The organism is Sphingobium xenophagum, from assembly GCF_031457465.1.
In the GTDB taxonomy this organism is placed as follows: domain Bacteria; phylum Pseudomonadota; class Alphaproteobacteria; order Sphingomonadales; family Sphingomonadaceae; genus Sphingobium; species Sphingobium xenophagum_A.
Window position 1 is genome coordinate 1 of record NZ_JAVDWV010000001.1, and the last position, 15,624, is coordinate 15,624.

16 protein-coding genes and 1 tRNA gene are annotated in these 15,624 nt (G+C 62.9%); 6 read left to right on the forward strand and 11 right to left on the reverse strand.

The genetic code is table 11. The features are described from left to right. Positions 1-74 precede the first annotated feature (74 nt). Positions 75-452, forward strand: a complete 378-nt coding sequence (rhuM, locus tag J2W40_RS00005) for a RhuM family protein (RefSeq protein WP_310220901.1) — start codon at positions 75-77, stop codon at positions 450-452. Between the two features lie 62 nt (positions 453-514). Here rhuM and J2W40_RS00010 read toward each other — a convergent pair whose 3' ends face one another. The 7 genes from J2W40_RS00010 to hspQ all read right to left on the reverse strand — a co-directional run bounded on the left by J2W40_RS00010 (position 515) and on the right by hspQ (position 7,390). Beyond that, positions 515-1,156: a DUF1275 family protein gene (locus J2W40_RS00010; RefSeq protein ID WP_310220903.1), complete on the reverse strand. Its 642-nt coding sequence runs from the start codon at positions 1,154-1,156 to the stop codon at positions 515-517. A 23-nt stretch (positions 1,157-1,179) separates the two neighbouring features. Then, complete coding sequence (locus J2W40_RS00015; protein ID WP_310220905.1) at positions 1,180-2,877, reverse strand: flotillin family protein; 1,698 nt, start codon at positions 2,875-2,877, stop codon at positions 1,180-1,182. A gap of 9 nt (positions 2,878-2,886) precedes the next feature. After that, on the reverse strand, positions 2,887-3,486 hold the full coding sequence (locus J2W40_RS00020) for an OB-fold-containig protein (RefSeq protein ID WP_310220907.1): 600 nt from the start codon (positions 3,484-3,486) through the stop codon (positions 2,887-2,889). Positions 3,487-3,562: 76 nt separating this feature from the next. Further along, positions 3,563-4,153, reverse strand: a complete 591-nt coding sequence (locus tag J2W40_RS00025) for a hypothetical protein (RefSeq protein ID WP_310221448.1) — start codon at positions 4,151-4,153, stop codon at positions 3,563-3,565. A 72-nt stretch (positions 4,154-4,225) separates the two neighbouring features. Continuing rightward, positions 4,226-6,163 (reverse strand): OPT family oligopeptide transporter, encoded by a 1,938-nt coding sequence (locus J2W40_RS00030; RefSeq protein ID WP_310221450.1) that lies wholly within the window; start codon positions 6,161-6,163, stop codon positions 4,226-4,228. A 119-nt stretch (positions 6,164-6,282) separates the two neighbouring features. Next, entirely contained in the window at positions 6,283-7,062 is a 780-nt protein-coding gene (locus tag J2W40_RS00035) for a GDSL-type esterase/lipase family protein (RefSeq protein WP_310220909.1), read from the reverse strand. Next, complete coding sequence (gene hspQ / locus J2W40_RS00040) at positions 7,019-7,390, reverse strand: heat shock protein HspQ (protein ID WP_037475101.1); 372 nt, start codon at positions 7,388-7,390, stop codon at positions 7,019-7,021. Before hspQ ends, J2W40_RS00035 begins: the two co-directional genes overlap by 44 nt. A 134-nt stretch (positions 7,391-7,524) precedes the next feature. On the opposite strand from hspQ, the gene J2W40_RS00045 reads away from it, so the two are divergent. Further along, positions 7,525-7,614: transfer RNA gene (locus tag J2W40_RS00045), tRNA-Ser, on the forward strand. 169 nt (positions 7,615-7,783) lie between these two features. Here J2W40_RS00045 and J2W40_RS00050 read toward each other — a convergent pair. From J2W40_RS00050 to J2W40_RS00065, 4 genes are all read right to left on the reverse strand, one after another. Beyond that, the gene (locus J2W40_RS00050; protein ID WP_310220914.1) at positions 7,784-8,791 is read right to left on the reverse strand and encodes a zinc-dependent alcohol dehydrogenase family protein; all 1,008 of its coding nucleotides are present in this window, start codon (positions 8,789-8,791) and stop codon (positions 7,784-7,786) included. 37 nt (positions 8,792-8,828) lie between these two features. Then, the gene (locus J2W40_RS00055) at positions 8,829-9,020 is read right to left on the reverse strand and encodes a hypothetical protein (RefSeq protein ID WP_310220915.1); all 192 of its coding nucleotides are present in this window, start codon (positions 9,018-9,020) and stop codon (positions 8,829-8,831) included. A gap of 301 nt (positions 9,021-9,321) precedes the next feature. After that, entirely contained in the window at positions 9,322-9,828 is a 507-nt protein-coding gene (locus J2W40_RS00060; RefSeq protein ID WP_310220916.1) for a DUF3617 domain-containing protein, read from the reverse strand. A gap of 83 nt (positions 9,829-9,911) precedes the next feature. Continuing rightward, complete coding sequence (locus J2W40_RS00065; protein ID WP_310220917.1) at positions 9,912-10,472, reverse strand: DUF3617 domain-containing protein; 561 nt, start codon at positions 10,470-10,472, stop codon at positions 9,912-9,914. 297 nt (positions 10,473-10,769) lie between these two features. Between J2W40_RS00065 and J2W40_RS00070 the strand changes: the two genes are divergently transcribed. The 4 genes from J2W40_RS00070 (at position 10,770) to J2W40_RS00085 (ending at position 15,602) form a co-directional block, all read left to right on the forward strand. Then, positions 10,770-11,282 (forward strand): DNA/RNA non-specific endonuclease, encoded by a 513-nt coding sequence (locus J2W40_RS00070; RefSeq protein ID WP_310220918.1) that lies wholly within the window; start codon positions 10,770-10,772, stop codon positions 11,280-11,282. Further along, positions 11,269-11,697 (forward strand): hypothetical protein, encoded by a 429-nt coding sequence (locus J2W40_RS00075; RefSeq protein WP_310220920.1) that lies wholly within the window; start codon positions 11,269-11,271, stop codon positions 11,695-11,697. The genes J2W40_RS00070 and J2W40_RS00075 overlap by 14 nt, the downstream gene beginning before the upstream one ends. 41 nt (positions 11,698-11,738) lie before the next feature. After that, positions 11,739-13,922, forward strand: a complete 2,184-nt coding sequence (uvrB, locus tag J2W40_RS00080; RefSeq protein WP_310220922.1) for an excinuclease ABC subunit UvrB — start codon at positions 11,739-11,741, stop codon at positions 13,920-13,922. A 69-nt stretch (positions 13,923-13,991) separates the two neighbouring features. After that, complete coding sequence (locus J2W40_RS00085) at positions 13,992-15,602, forward strand: FMN-binding glutamate synthase family protein (protein ID WP_310220924.1); 1,611 nt, start codon at positions 13,992-13,994, stop codon at positions 15,600-15,602. Positions 15,603-15,624 lie beyond the last annotated feature (22 nt).

Below are 15,624 nucleotides of genomic sequence, written 5' to 3' on the forward strand. Positions count from 1 at the left end.
CGCCGCATCGCCACCCGCTACGACAAGACCGTCCTCTCGTTCGAGAGCTTCCTCAACCTCGCCGCCGCACGCCTATGGCTAAAATCCTTTGTCAAAATGGCCTAGAGGAAGGGGCAGTCGTCAAGGAATACTTGACAACTGCCGCCGACGGCAAGGCCTATCGGACATTGCATTACAGCCTGTCTATGATCCTCGCGATCGGCTTCCGCGTTCGCTCGGCGCGCGGCTTGCAGTTCCGGCGTTGGGCGGCAACTAGCCTATCGGAGTATCTGGTAAAGGGTTTCGTCATGGACTATGCCCGTCTCAAGGAGCCGGGAACCGACTATTTTGAGGAACTGCTTGCCCGCATTCGCGACATCCGGTCTTCGGAGCGGATGTTCTACCAGAAGATATTGGATATCTACGGCACCAGCGTGGACTACGACGGACATGCCGAAACAACCCAGCTTTAATTGCGCCTTTGGTGTGTTGACCGGTGTGTCGGGAGACATCGGACATTGAGCTCTTGCGCGGCCTACGCCTTGCCAATGGGGCCGAGATACAGGCTGAAGCCCCATAAGGCAGCACACCAGCCGCATGCTACCCACAGGGCGGACAGGTCGAGCTGCGCGAACAGGGCCGCGCCGATGACCGCGCCCAGCACCAGGCTGAGCCACAGCAGCAGATGGGGCAGCCAGCCAAAGCGTGGGCCGCCGGTCAGGGCGAGCGCGAAGGATTGGCCGAGCTTGACCAGCGCGCCAGTCATGTAGGTGACGCCGATGCTGACCTCTCCGTCGCGCTGGAACACATTGTTCACGGCCCCCATCGCGGCGGCCATCAGGAAAGTGATGGCGTCGCCCCGGCGGCCGACGGCCAGGGCGGCGAGGATCAACATGCCCAGCACTGTGGCCAGCACCGCCTGTTTGCGCCAGCGGCCCGCCAGTTTGCCGATCAGCGCCCCGCCAAACACGCCGCCGACAAAGGCACCGATCAGGCCGATGGCCATGCCGGCGACCGCAGTGCCCCCGGCGATGCCCACCGCCATGCGGGTGGAATTGCCGCTCATGAAGGAGACGAACAGACCGCCCAGCTTGAGCAGACCCAACGCATCGACCATCCCCGCAAGCGCGGCCAGTCCAAAGGCCAGCGCATAGCGCGGCAGAGTATGACCAGCCATCCGTCAGGCCGTCCGCTGCCGTGTCATGCTGCCGTCGGATCGGTGGTCGGCTCGTCCGGGGGTGGCGATGCCATATCGGTTGCGCCGCGCACAAGACCTTCCAGGCTGGAGCCGTCCAGACCCAATTCCTTCATCAACCCGTCAATCACGGGTGCCTGGGCGCGGTAGCGCAGCGCGGCGGACACGGCGGCGTTGGCGAGGTTGCCATCCTGCCCCTGACCTGCGGACACGCTGCCGCCTTCGCCGCCCTGTCCCGTGATCCCGTCGACCTGGACGATCTTGATGGAATCGATCGCTTCCATCGGCTTGGCGGCCTCACGGACCAGTTCGGGCAGGATCTTGAGCAGGGCCATCTTGGTCTGAAGCGACACCTGGCCGGAGGAGAGGAGGTTGGCCGCTTCGTTGACAGCCTGCTGCCCCGCCGCTTCGACCTCGAAGCGCACGCGGTCGGCCTCGGCGCGCAGTTTCACCGCCTCGGCCTCACCCTGTGCTGCGAAGCGCACGGCGGCGGCGCGGTCGGATGCGGCCTGCTTCTCGGCTTCGGCCTCGACCTTCACCTGGATGGCGGCGCGCTCGGCTTCGCGGGCGGCGTCGATCAGTTCGATCCGCTTGGTACGCTCGGCGATCTCGGTCTGGCGCGATGTCTGCACCTGCTCCTCGGCTGCGACCGCCTTGGCGCGGGCAGCGTCGGCCTCCGCCTTGGCCTGGCTTTCCTCGCGGCTCTTGTTCTGGACCGCGATCTGCTGTTCCTGTCGGGCCAGTTCGAGCGCCTGTTCCTGCGCGATGCGCGCTTCCTTGACGGTGCGGTCAGCCTCGATCTGCTGGCTGTCGACCAGCTTCTTGGCTTCGATCTTGGCCTGTTCGGCTTCCTGCTGACGCAGCGATTGTTCGCGGGCGATTTCGGCCCCCTGCGCGGCGCGGCGCATCTCGACCTCGCGCTCCTGTTCCAGCCGGGCGAATTCGGTGTCGCGCGCGATCAGCATCGATTGGCGCTCGGCTTCCAGATTCTTGGTCTCGATCTGAACGCGGGTATCCTGTTCGATGTCGTTGCGCGCTTTCTTGCGCAATTCGATCTGTTCGGTCAGCTTGGTCAGGCCTTCGGCATCGAAGGCGTTGTTGGCGTTGAAATGTTCGATCGACGTCTGGTCGAGGCCGGTCAGCGAGACGCTTTCCAGTTCTAGCCCGTTCATGGCGAGATCGACCGAGGAGACCTGCTGCACCTTTTGCACGAAATCGCTGCGCTGTTCGTGCAACTGGTTCATCGTCATGCCCGCCGCGACGGAGCGCAACGCATCGACGAACTTGCCCTCGACCAGTTCCTTGAGCGCTTCTGGATGCATGGTGCGCATGCCCAGCGTCTGCGCGGCGATGGCGATCGACTGGGCGTCGGGCCGCACCCGGACATAGAATTCCGCCTTCACGTCGATGCGCAGGCGATCAAGCGTGATGAGCGCGTCGCTATTCTTGCGCTCCACCGCCAGCCGCACGGTGTTCATGTTGACCGGCATGGTCTCATGAAAGATCGGCAGCACCAACGCGCCGCCGTTCATCACTACCTTTTCACCGCCGAAGCCGGTGCGCACGAAGCCGATTTCCTTCGACGCCCGCTTGTAGAGCCGGGCGATCACGACGCCCAATATGATCAGCAGCAGCAGGCCGCTGCCTGCGATCAGCACATAGGGCATGATCGAAAATCCGTCCTGCACGGCGGGCAAATTCATGGCATTCTCCTAAAGGCGGGGCAGGTAATGATCGCCATGGCTGATGGCGCGAAAAAGCGGGCCGTCGCGGCGGACGAGCAGGATCGTTTCGCCCTCCGTCAGCGATTGGCCGTCATTGTCGGGTTCGACCATGACATAATGGGCCTGGCCGTGATGATCCTCCACCCGCGCCCGCGCGGGCGATCCGGTGCTGGCGCGGCCGGTGACGATCTTTGCGGGGCTGCCCACCAGCATGTCGAGCGAGACCGCTGTCGTATGGTCGCGCGGTAGCAGGGGGGCGAGCAGTCGCGCGGCAAGGCCGGTGGCGGGCAGGGCGGCGAGCAAGGCACCGGGCACCGCGATCCAAGGCGTCAGCAGCGTGCCGACAAAGTCCAGCGCGACGCGCTGGCCGGTCAGCCCGATCATGCCGACCATCGCGAGGAAGATCGCGATCAAGGCGAGCAGGGGCAGGCGGCCAAAGCCTAGCCAGCCCAGCAGATCAGCATCGCTGTCCAGGTCGAGATCGACATCGCCCGCGAGGCCAAGCGCCTGCACGCCGCCGATCAGCAGCATCAACAGGATGGCTGACAGGAAGACGATATTTTCCGGCGCTAAAAGAAAGGCCACCACCCGCCAACCCCCTGATTCGGCGGAATGCTAGACTAGCGATGGGTGAGAGGACAGGATAAAGCGAAGGTGTGTGGCCCTATCGCACGGCCACGTCGCGGCTGAGATAGACCTCCGCGACGCGGCCGTTCTGCATGGCGCAGGTGAAGCGGCGGGTGGTGCCGGTGGTGGCGCTGTAGCTGGCGCGGGTTTCGATTTCGCCGTCGATATTATAGCCGCCCTGGGTGGGGTGGGGCTCGTCCATGGCGCGGATCTCGGCATAGCCGCCCAAGCGGGTCTGCGCTTCGTCGCGGGCGGCGAGGGCGCAGGCGTCTGCCATAGCATCGGGGTTGCCGACGACGTCGGAGAAATCCTCCTCGCCGGGTGCTGCGCCTTGGCGGTCCAATCCATAGTCGGTGCCGGTGGCCGGGGGCGGGGCATCATCGTCGGCATAGGGCGCGTTGCCACGGGCGGCCTGCTTGTCCTTGGACAGGGACGAGGCGACGATCGCGACTGCGCCGATCAGCGCGGCGACGCCCACCGCATCGCCAAAGCCGAAGCCATTGCCCCGGTCGCGATTGTGATGGCCCCAACCGCGATCGTAGCGGGGGCGGGCCTCGGCGGCGCTGACGCTGCCCAGCATCAGGCCAAGGGTCACCAGCGATCCCGTCATCCAGCGCGTCTTGCCCATCATCCCGATCCTCTTATCCTCCAGCGATGAACCGACTTGTATCCGCGCCCGGCTGTCGCGCGGCTGAACGGATCAGGTCAGCGGCGCGCTCGCCCAATGGCGCAGCCGGGCATAGAGCCCTGCGATGACGCCCGCGAAGATCAGGATGGCGAGCGGCACGGCCCAATGGCTTTCGCCGACCAGCGCGAGCGGCGTGTCGCTGTCGGTCGCGGCGACGATGCCAGCGAAGGCGACGCCGAACAGGCTTTCGCCGACGATGAAGCCGGTGGCCATCAATACGCCCATGCGCTCGGCAAATTCAGGGTTGGACTGGCGCAGCGCCCAGCGGTTGTAGAGATGGCCGATCAGCGCGCCGACCGGGATCAGCAGCGTCAGCGCCATCGGCAGATAAATGCCCATGCCGACTGCCAGCGGGGGCAGGCGCAGCTTGCCCGCCTTGCCCAGCAGTTCGTCGGCCAACACCACGACCGCGCCGATGCCAGCGCCGATGCCGATCAGGCCCCAGTCGAGATCGCCGCCCAATACGCCCTTCGCCAGCGCGGAGATGAGCGCTGCCTGGGGGGCGGGCAGGGCGTTCGCTCCGGCACCGGGTGCCCCTGCAAAGCCGAAGGCGCTGTTGAGCAGGTCCAGCACTGGCGGGATGACGAGTGAGCCGAAGAGGACGCCCAGGATCAGCGCGAGCTGCTGCTTCCACGGCGTCGCGCCGACCAACTGGCCGGTCTTGAGATCCTGAAGATTGTCGTTGGAAATGGTGGCGATGCCGAACACGATCGCGGTGGTGAAGAGGGCGTAGGCGACGAGCGCTTGGGCACGATCCGGGTCGCCGCCCGATCCGTAGATGGCGGCGAGCATCAGCGATGCACCCAGCACGGCGAGGATGCCAACGCCTGAAATCGGGCTGTTCGACGCGCCGATAAGCCCGGCCATATAGCCGCAAACCGACGCGATCACGATGCCCGCGACCAGCACATAAGCCAAGGTCAGCGCAATGACGGGGGCTGGATTGGCGGCGATCGGACCACCCTGCGCGAAGATCCAGAGCAGGACGCCGATGGGCAGCATGGACGCAATGATGGTGCCAAAAACGATGCTGATGGGCAGGTCGCGCTCGGTCAGTTGCAGCAGGCCGGCATTGCCCGCCTTGCGCGTCGCATTGGCGACCAGCGCGGAGCGGATGCCGCCGATGATGGGGCCGAGAATCTTGAGCAGGGTCCAGATCGCCGCGACGCCGATCGTGCCCGCGCCGATGAAGCGCGCCTTGGTGCGGAAGGTGTCGCCTACGATGGTGGCGAGATCAGCGCCAGCAGGCACGGGCGCGGTCAGGAAAGGGACGATGCCGAACCAACTGATCACCAGCCCCACGAACATGGCAACGCCGACCGACAGGCCAACGAGATGCCCGACGCCGATCAGCGCCATCGAAAAGCTGGTCGACATCGACGTCGCGCCGGTGCCGAAGCGGAAGAAGGTCGCGGCTTCCTCGGCGATCAGCCGCGTCTTGGCGATGATGGTGAAGGATGCGGCCGCGACGGCGCTCAGCAGAATGGCGGAGAGGCCACGCTTATTCTCTTCCGCGCCCGCGCGCGATCCGGCACCGACTTTCAGCACTTCAGCGGCGGCGACGCCTTCGGGATAGGGGAGGTCGGAGCCGGTCACGAGCGCACGGCGCAGCGGCACGGAATACATGACGCCCAAGATGCCGCCCAAGGCGATGGTGCAGGCCGACAGCCAATAGGGGAAACCCTGCCACCAGCCGATCATCACCAGGCCCGGCAGCACGAAGATGATCGCCGAGAGCGTCCCCGCCGCCGAGGCGATGGTCTGGACGATGTTGTTTTCGAGGATCGTGCCGGTCGCGAACAGGCGCAGGATCGCCATCGAGATGACCGCCGCGGGGATGGACGTCGCGAAGGTGAGGCCGATCTTGAGGCCGAGATAGACGTTCGCCGCGGTGAATATGAGGGTGATGAGCGCGCCCAGAATGACGCCGCGCAGCGTCAGTTCGGCCATACCGCTGGCCTGTGGCTTGTCCGTTGTCACCCTATATCCCCTTGGCTTCGTGCTTGTTGCTTGGGCTTGGTAATAATGTTGCTTGACCGTGGATCAATCGGAAAGTGCAATTGGGGCCGTCAGGAGGCCTTTTCCGCCGCAGCGGTGGCGGGTGCGACACGATCAAGCCAATTGTCCACCAGCCGCGTCCAGCGCTGATAGCCTTCGGGCTTCATATGCAAGCCATCGGCGCGAAAGAGCGAGGCGTCGGGCAGGCCGTCGCGCGCCAGCAGCAGGCTGCCGACGTCGAGATAGGTGAACCGCACGGTCGGTGCCCGCGCGGCCACGGCCTGATTGATCGCCGCCATTTTCGGCCACATCGTCCAGCGGATCGGGCTGGGCTTGAGCGAGAGGAAGGCGATGGGCGCGCGGGGATAGTCACTGCGCAGCCGCTTGAGCAGGGTCAGGATGTCGGCGGCGACCTTGTCGGGGCTGGCGCCGGCCGCCAGATCATTTTCGCCGACATAGACGATGATCGTGCGGGGTGCGGTCGGCGGGAGCAGGCGGCGATAATAGCGCAGCACGTCGGGCGTGCTGGCCCCGCCAAAGCCGCGATTGACGGTCGGGATGTCGGTGAAGCTGCCCGCTATGTCCCACAGGCGGATGCTGGAACTGCCCAGGAAGAGCGTCGCGCCCTCCACCGGCGGGCTGGCGGCATTGGCTTTGGCGAACGCCTCGATCTCGCGCGCGAAGGGGAAGGCGGGATCGGCATTGAGCGGCCGATCCTGCGCCTGCGCGCTTTGCGTCTGCCCGCCTCCCGCCTGTCCCTGCGCGATGCCCGGCAGCGCAAGCGCCAGCAGCAGCGCGGCAACGCCCTTAATGGCGGTGGAGCGGGCGCAGGCGATATTTACCGTCCGCATAGGCACCGAACATGCCAGTGATGGCGGGGTGGTCGACCGGCTCGTCGCTGTCGTCGGTGACCAGATTCTGCTGGCTGACATAGGCGACATAGCTGGATTCGCCATTTTCGGCGAGCAGGTGATAGAAAGGCTGCTGCTTGTCGGGCCGGGCATGTTCGGGGATGGCCTCATACCATTCCTCGCTATTGGCGAAAACCGGGTCGATATCGAACACGACGCCGCGAAAGCCGAACATGCGGTGCCGGACCACGTCGCCGATGCTGAAGCGGGAATGGACGATCGGCGGGGCCGTAACGCCAGCGCCGAAAATCTGAATCGTGTTTCTCATGTCCCCAATTTAGGGTGGTTCAACGCCGACACAAGAAAAAACCCGGAAACCCCGCTTGGCAAGCGCGATTTCATTCGCTAATGGCCGCCGCTCGACCAGGAACGCAGCGGCCATCGGCCCGGCGGACCTTCTGCGGAGAGGTGGCAGAGTGGTCGAATGCACCGCACTCGAAATGCGGCGTGCCCGAGAGGGTACCCAGGGTTCGAATCCCTGCCTCTCCGCCATTCTTTCCCTAAGATTATGCGATAAAACACTGTCTTCCTGATGCTGAGGTGTCGAGCGTTCAACCGCTACACAACGGTGCTACAGAATGAGATTGATGACAGAGTTGCGCCAGCATAGCCGGGGGCGAGGTCCGCGTAAGACGGGTCGCGGCAAAGTGGTGGCCTAACCTTACCACTCGACGCCGATCTTGCCGAAATGCGCCGATGATTGCTGGAAACGGAAGGCCTCTGGCAGTGCGGCTAGCGGGAAGCGTCTGTCGATCACGGGGCGGATGCCGGTTGCGTCGATGGCGCGTATGAATGCCTGTTGCTGACGACGCGATCCCACGATCAGGCCTTGCAATCGCGCCTGTTTGGCCATCAGGGCCGCCGTCGGCACATCCCCGGCAACGCCGGTCACGGTGCCGATCAGCGCAATATGGCCGCCGACCCGGACCGCCGCGATGGAATTGGCGAGCGTGCCAGCGCCGCCCAGTTCGAGTATATGATCGACGCCGCGACCGCCGGTCCAATTGGCGATGGCGCGGCCCCAATCCTTCACCTCTCGATAATTGACCACATGGTCGGCGCCAAGTGTGCGCGCTCGCTCCAGTTTTTCGCCAGAGGAGGAGGTGACAATAGCGGTCGCGCCCATCGCCCTGGCGATTTGCAAGCCCCAGATGGAGACGCCGCCCGTTCCGAGCAGCAGCACGATATCGCCTGCCTTGAGGCCGCCGTCGCCGACCAGCGCCCGCCAAGCGGTCAGCCCGGCAGTGGTGATGGTCGCTGCCTCGACTGCGTCATATCCGCGTGGTGCATGGGTAAAGGCCGTTGCAGGCGCGACGGCAAATTCGGTGGCATATCCATCCATGCCATCGCCCGGCGTACGTGCGAAGGTGCCGATCGTCGGTGCGCCATCCTGCCAGTCCGGGAAGAAACAGGAGACGACCTGATCGCCAACCGAAAATTCGATCACATTGTCGCCTACCGCCTCCACGATCCCGCCGGCATCGGCCAGTGCGATGCGTCCCGCTTCCGACGGAAGCCGACCCGTCACCACGCCGAGATCGTGAAAATTGAGCGAACTGCCACGTAACGCGACCCGGATTTCGCCCCGTCCTGGCAGCCCTGGATCGCTTCGTTCGGTGAATGCCAGACTGTCCAGGGTTGCGGGGGAACCAATGGTCATCGCTTTCATGTGCTGCTCCTTCGGGCCGGCGGCACACAACCGCCACTCAACCTGCCTTCGGCAATATAGGATAATCGGTATATCCTTCTGCGCCACCGCCATAATAGCTTTCCGTATGCGCGTCGTTCATTGGCGCATTCTGGACCAGCCGGTCGATGATGCGGCTCTGCAATGCCGCAGCAATCAGGCGGCGATTGCCACCGCCAAAGCGGGATGGGGATAGACCAGGGTTTTCCATTATCAGCTTGGCCCAGCACCGATCGCTGGCGATCTACAGATTATACTGGCCGACTATGAGGAAGAGCCGCTCCCGATCCATGTCAGGCATCCAGAGGGCCGCCATGCTCCCGCCAAGGTGCGTGCATTTGTCGATCTGGCGGTCGCACGGCTGCGGGAGAACCGACTGCTGAACTAGGAGGCGATTGGGATGGCCAACCTGCCCGCGCCCTCGTCAAAGCGATCGTGCCTGCATACAGGAGCCAACAGGTTTCCCGACCAAGCGCGCAAGCAACGTCGCTCGACGAGCATGTGCGGGGCGGTCATCCCGGTGCCGGGCAATCGCCAATGCGCTTGCCGGTCAGATCGTGGGTCGTGCGCAAAACCGGCTGCCCTCCCTGCATCTTGGTCATGGTGGTGCCGAGTGTCATCGTATCGGCGGTATAATTACCCTCCGCCATGATGTCCGACGTGCCCCGGCCCGCCTTGCAGGCCAGCGTGACAATCAGTCGGCCATTGCGTGCCAACTTGTCCTTATAGGTGCAGTCCGTGCCTTCCGCGCCCGCGAGCGCGGCGGTGTCCGGCACCCCGTCCGGCGCAATGGCAAGACAGATTTTGTCGTCGCGTACCTGGCGAAGCGCTTCCTGATATTCCTCCGGGGTGACGCTGGGGGTGTTATAGCCCGTGGTTTTGCGGGTGAGAATCCATTCTCCCGGCTGCATGACGATCGGCGCGTCTTCAACCGCCGGTGCCGGTGTCGGTTCACTGCTACAGCCGCCAAGGCCAAGCATGATCACAAGCGGCAGCGCCGCCAGAAGGCTCCTGTCCATATCCTCTCCCCCGTTCCTGTGCATCGGAATCGGGGCAAGGCTCTACCCGTCCCGCCCAAAGCGCAAGCGGAAATACGTGTTCATCAGTCCGCGGCGCAATCCGTACCGATCCACTTACCCTCTGACCGGGCCTTCATGGCCATGGCCGTGCCGTCGGGACCACCCGCCATCTGCATATCCATGTCCATCGCATAGCTGTTGGCGGCATAGGTGCCCGCCATCGTTGCATTCATCGTGCCGCCATCGGCCTTGCACGACACCTGCCCCTTCACCGTGCCACCCTTGGCGATGAAATCCTTGAACGCGCAGTCCTTGCTGTCCTGTCCGGCAAACATCTCCGCACTGGGATTGGCCGCTTCTTCGGGGGTTACGCAATATTTGAGCGATGTCTGGCTCATCATGCTTTTCATCTGATCTTCCATACCGGCGGGCGCGCCGGGCATTTTGGACAGGTCGATATCCTGGATGGTAAAGCGGCCCTCCCATTGGCCAGGCTTCAACTGGACCTGATCAATGGCGGCCTTCACCTCTTCGCGACTCATCGCATCGGTGGCCGCGATATTGCCGGTCGTCTCGCCCGGCTTGTCCCCGCAGCCAGCGAGCATCAGCAACGCCGTGGCGGCAATCCCAAAAGCCTTCGTCATCGCATGTCCCCTGTTGGCGCGCGGTGGCAGCCTGTTGTTTCGAAAGCATATCAGGCCGAAGCGACAATTCAAATTCTTAGGCGGTATCGACGTCTCATAATACTGTTCTTGATTTGTTCCTAATAATTCGCTACGGCGGTGGTCGCATATCGGGGCTATGCGGGTGAAACAAACAAGCCAACAGCAGGGATTAACGGCGTTCAACCTATACGTGCGTAGCGAAGCAAACTGCCGCATCAGGCCTATCTGGATGCAGGGCAGGTCGCCAGAACCAAGTTTCTGGCGCTGGCCCATTATATGGACACGCATGGCGGGAAATTGCCCGCCGACCCGTCCAATCCGCCTTCGCTGGACAGCCAGATACTCGATACCAACTGGCGCAAGGAGACGAAGAATGGCTATGATTTCCATATCGATGTCATCGCGCGCAATCGCCGGACCTATGGCGGACTATCGCTGGCCGCTTCCCCTGTGCGATCACGCCATAGTCAGGCACAGGCGGGTAAGCCTGACCGTCTTGCCAACGACGATGGCGGCCATTTTATCGCTGCTCGTTTCAACGGCCCCCGCGACAGCTTCAACCATTTCGCCCAGAATTCCAACTTCAACCGCGGCAGCTATCGCGTCATGGAAGATTCCTGGGCCAGGGAATTACGTGCCGGGCATAAGGTGTTCGTGGATATCGAACCCCTCTATGAAGGAACTTCGCAACGGCCCTACCAGCTCAATGTCATCTGGGAGATCAATGGCAAAAAATTCAGAAGGAAGTTCCCGAACGAAGCGAAAGGCGCCGAAAATGGCAAAAGATAAGTTCGACATTCTGGGGCCGCTTTACAACGAGATCGGCGTGGAGTTGGTCAATATCGTCGGCGGCGATCCCGATGGCATTTTCCTCTACGTTGAAGTCGGCGATCGATGGATCAGCCCCAATATCTTCAAGGATGAAGGGCATCAAATTCGAAATCTCGACGACACCGAGGCTCTTTCCGACCTTCTTTGGAAAGCCTGGTATGCCGAATCGGATGAAGGCGGCATCAAGCGCTGGTCGATCTTGGAATATGAGATCAAGGATGGAAAGTTCGAGATCAACTACCGTTATCCCGACGAGGTGGATGTCGAAGTGATCGATGACGAACGCCGCCAAACCGCCCTTCGCGCCCGCTTTGGTGACAAGCCGGTGGTCTATCCGCCCATGCCCAACGCCGCATTCGAGTTGAAGCCCTGACGTCAATTGCGTCCTGCCGCAAAGCCCCCATATTGCCCCCCATGGCCATTCAGATCCGCACAACCCTCGACGAACCCGATACCGGCACCAGTTTCGTGCCGCACCGCCCGGCGCGGCCGGAGAAGAGCGAGGGGGGACGGCGCTTCACGCTGGTTAGCGATTATGAACCGGCGGGCGATCAGCGTACCGCCATCCCCGAACTGGTAGAGGGCGCGCTGGCGGGCGAGAAGGATCAGGTGCTGCTTGGCGTTACGGGGTCCGGCAAAACGTTCACCATGGCCAAGATGATCGAGGCATTGCAGCGCCCGGCCCTGATCCTTGCGCCCAACAAGATTCTCGCGGCCCAGCTCTATGGCGAGTTCAAGAGCTTCTTCCCCGACAATGCGGTCGAATATTTCGTCAGCTATTATGATTATTACCAGCCCGAAGCCTATGTCGCGCGATCGGACACTTATATCGAGAAGGAAAGCTCGGTAAATGAAAGCATCGACCGGATGCGCCATTCGGCGACGCGCTCGCTGCTGGAGCGGGACGATGTCATCATCGTCGCATCGGTCAGTTGCATTTACGGCATCGGCTCGGTTGAAACCTATTCGGCCATGACCTTCTCGATGAAGAAGGGCGGGATCGAGGACCAGCGCGAGATCATCCGCAAGCTGGTCGCGCTCCAATATAAGCGCAACGATGCCGGTTTTTCGCGCGGCAATTTCCGGGTGAAGGGCGACAATCTGGAGATTTTCCCGTCGCATTATGAGGATACCGCCTGGCGCATATCCTTTTTCGGCGACGAGATTGAGGAGATTGTCGAGTTCGATCCGCTGTCGGGGCGCAAGGTTGCCAGCCTCGACTATGTGAAGGTCTTTCCCAACAGCCACCATGTCACCCCCGGCCCAACGCTGAAACAGGCGATGGAGGCGATCCGCTTCGAACTGGCAGAGCGGCTCAAGGAATTGGAGGCGGAGGGCAAGTTGCTGGAGGCCCAGCGGCTGGAACAGCGGACCAATTTCGATCTGGAAATGATCGCGGCGACCGGAAGCTGCGCGGGCATTGAAAATTATTCGCGCTTCCTGACCGGCCGTCTGCCCGGTGAACCGCCGCCGACCCTGTTCGAATATCTGCCCGAAAACGCCCTTTTGTTCGTCGATGAAAGCCACCAGACCGTGCCGCAGATCGGCGCGATGGCGCGGGGCGATCATCGCCGCAAGATCACGCTCGCTGAATATGGATTCCGCCTGCCCAGTTGCATCGACAACCGGCCGTTGCGCTTCAACGAATGGGACGCGATGCGGCCGCAAACGGTCAGCGTTTCCGCCACGCCCGGCAATTGGGAAATGGAGCAAACCGGCGGCGTGTTCAGCGAGCAGGTCATCCGGCCCACCGGCCTCATCGACCCGCCGGTCGAGATCAAGCCGGTCGAGGATCAGGTCGACGACCTCATCAACGAATGCCGCAAGGTCGCGGCGCAGGGATACCGCACGCTCGTCACCACCCTGACCAAGCGGATGGCCGAGGATCTGACCGAGTTCATGCACGAGGCGGGCCTCAAGGTTCGCTACATGCACAGCGATGTCGAGACGCTGGAGCGGATCGAGCTGATCCGTGACCTTCGGCTGGGCGTCTATGACGTGCTGATCGGCATCAACCTGCTGCGTGAGGGGCTGGATATCCCCGAATGCGGTCTGGTCGCTATTCTCGATGCGGACAAAGAGGGCTTTTTGCGCTCCGAAACCTCGCTCATCCAGACGATCGGCCGCGCGGCGCGCAACGTCGACGGGCGGGTGATCCTCTATGCCGATCGCATCACCGGCAGCATGGAACGGGCGCTGGGCGAAACATCGCGGCGGCGCGAAAAGCAGGAGGCCTATAACCGCGAACATGGCATCACGCCGACGACGATCAAGCGCAATATCGGCGACATCATCGCCCATGTCGCGTCGAAGGATCAGGTCACGATCGACACGGGACTCGACGACCGTCCCCACCTCGTCGGCCATAATCTGCGCGCCTATATCGAGGATCTGGAAAAGAAGATGCGCGCTGCCGCTGCCGACCTGGAATTCGAGGAAGCCGGGCGCATCCGCGACGAAATCCGCAAGCTGGAAGCCGAGGAACTGGGCCTGCCGCACGAGCAGCAGGTGGCCGCCCCCAGAGGCCGCGCGACAGAGGGCAAGCCCGGCACACGCAAATTACGTTATGGGAAGACGCAGAGGAAGTTCGGCCGCTAGGCTGGCTGGAGAACCAGCCGCTAGGCGGAATTGGCTGTCGCTACCGCCCCATTGTTCCTATCAGGCCTTATGCGCTTTCTTCCCCTGATTGTCGTCGTCCTGACAAACCTCGTGCTCGCCTGGCTCTATTTTCAAGGCGTTGACGTGCCGCTTTGGCTGCTCGGTCCGTCCGGCGCGCTACTGGCGCTGGGTGTCTGGGACATTGCGCAACGTGGCCACACGCTGCGACGGACCTATCCGATCAGTGCGCATTTCCGGTGGTTTTTCGAATGGCTGCGTCCCTATATGCGGGCCTATCTTTTGGACAGCGACATTGAAGGTCGCCCGTTCAGTCACCGCCAGCGCGCATTGATCTATCGCCGCGCCAAGGGTGAGGAGGGCGTCAACGCCTTCGGCACGCAACTCGATGTGGAAAAGCCGGGGCATGAATGGATCAACCATTCGGTGATCCCGCGCGCATGCGTGAAAGGCGGTTTTCGTGTGTCGATCGGCGGACCGGAATGTCGCAAACCCTATGATGCGTCGATCCTGAATATCTCCGCGCTCAGCTTCGGATCGCTCAGTGGCCGTGCCATCGAAGCGCTCAATCTGGGCGCAAAGGCCGGCGGCTTTTTCCATGATACCGGGGAAGGCGGCATTTCGGCACATCATCTGAAACATGGCGGCGACCTGGTCTGGGAAATCGGCACCGGCTATTTCGGCTGTCGCACAGAGGATGGGGACTTTGACGCGGACGCCTTTGCGCGACACGCCGCGCGCGATCAGGTCAAGATGATCGAGATCAAATTGAGCCAGGGGGCCAAACCCGGCCAAGGCGGCCTTCTCCCCGGCTCGAAGGTCAATCAGGCGATCGCGGCGGCGCGCGGCGTTCCCGTGGGGCAGTCCGTCTATTCCCCGCCAAGCCATAGCGCCTTCTCCACACCGCGAGAACTTCTCACATGGATCGCCGATCTGCGCCGCCTGTCCGGCGGAAAGCCGGTAGGGTTCAAACTATGTATTGGGCACCGCTGGGAATTTCTCGCCATCGTGAAGGCCATGCTCGATACGGGGATCGCGCCTGACTTCATCGTCATTGATGGCTCTGAGGGCGGCACCGGCGCGGCACCTGTCGAATTGTCCGATCATGTCGGCACGCCGCTGCGCGAGGCACTGATATTCGTCGTGAACGCGCTCGTCGGGGCCAATCTGCGGGACCATATTCGGATCGGTGTCGCCGGTAAAATCTTCGACGGCCACAGCATGGCTGCAACCCTCGCTCTGGGGGCGGACTGGTGCAATGCCGCGCGGGCCTTCATGTTCGCACTGGGCTGCGTGCAAACGCGCAAATGTCATACCGATGCCTGCCCGACCGGCGTTGCTACCCAAAATCGCTGGCGCGAGGCGGGGTTGGTCGTCGATCAAAAGGGGCCGCGCGTGACCGCCTTTCACCGCGAAACGGTCGACGCCCTGGCTGACTATGTCGCGGCGGCCGGTCTGGCCCACCCCTCCGAACTCCGTCCCGAACATCTGCGGATTCGCCAGGGAACGCATTCCGTGCGCAGCGCCGACAAAATCTACTGCTATATTGAACCGGGTGCGCTGATGTCGGGTCATGCGCCTGAAGACTATGCGCGCTGGTGGGACATGGCTGATCCGGACAGTTTCGTGGCCCGCGGCTCGCTCAACAGCCCCGACCGATAGCCTGCGCGGCTCCGACCGGATA

Excerpts from the sequence above, each read along its gene's own strand:
- J2W40_RS00065 (WP_310220917.1), bottom strand. The coding sequence starts at position 10,472 with ATGACGAAGGCTTTTGGGATTGCCGCCACGGCGTTGCTGATGCTCGCT.
- J2W40_RS00060 (WP_310220916.1), bottom strand. The coding sequence starts at position 9,828 with ATGGACAGGAGCCTTCTGGCGGCGCTGCCGCTTGTGATCATGCTTGGC.
- J2W40_RS00050 (WP_310220914.1), bottom strand. The coding sequence starts at position 8,791 with ATGAAAGCGATGACCATTGGTTCCCCCGCAACCCTGGACAGTCTGGCA.
- J2W40_RS00015 (WP_310220905.1), bottom strand. The coding sequence starts at position 2,877 with ATGAATTTGCCCGCCGTGCAGGACGGATTTTCGATCATGCCCTATGTG.
- J2W40_RS00085 (WP_310220924.1), top strand. The coding sequence starts at position 13,992 with ATGCGCTTTCTTCCCCTGATTGTCGTCGTCCTGACAAACCTCGTGCTC.
- J2W40_RS00070 (WP_310220918.1), top strand. The coding sequence starts at position 10,770 with ATGGACACGCATGGCGGGAAATTGCCCGCCGACCCGTCCAATCCGCCT.
- rhuM (WP_310220901.1), top strand. The coding sequence starts at position 75 with ATGGCTAAAATCCTTTGTCAAAATGGCCTAGAGGAAGGGGCAGTCGTC.
- J2W40_RS00025 (WP_310221448.1), bottom strand. The coding sequence starts at position 4,153 with ATGGGCAAGACGCGCTGGATGACGGGATCGCTGGTGACCCTTGGCCTG.
- hspQ (WP_037475101.1), bottom strand. The coding sequence starts at position 7,390 with ATGAGAAACACGATTCAGATTTTCGGCGCTGGCGTTACGGCCCCGCCG.
- uvrB (WP_310220922.1), top strand. The coding sequence starts at position 11,739 with ATGGCCATTCAGATCCGCACAACCCTCGACGAACCCGATACCGGCACC.
- J2W40_RS00055 (WP_310220915.1), bottom strand. The coding sequence starts at position 9,020 with ATGGAAAACCCTGGTCTATCCCCATCCCGCTTTGGCGGTGGCAATCGC.
- J2W40_RS00035 (WP_310220909.1), bottom strand. The coding sequence starts at position 7,062 with ATGCGGACGGTAAATATCGCCTGCGCCCGCTCCACCGCCATTAAGGGC.
- J2W40_RS00010 (WP_310220903.1), bottom strand. The coding sequence starts at position 1,156 with ATGGCTGGTCATACTCTGCCGCGCTATGCGCTGGCCTTTGGACTGGCC.
- J2W40_RS00030 (WP_310221450.1), bottom strand. The coding sequence starts at position 6,163 with ATGGCCGAACTGACGCTGCGCGGCGTCATTCTGGGCGCGCTCATCACC.
- J2W40_RS00075 (WP_310220920.1), top strand. The coding sequence starts at position 11,269 with ATGGCAAAAGATAAGTTCGACATTCTGGGGCCGCTTTACAACGAGATC.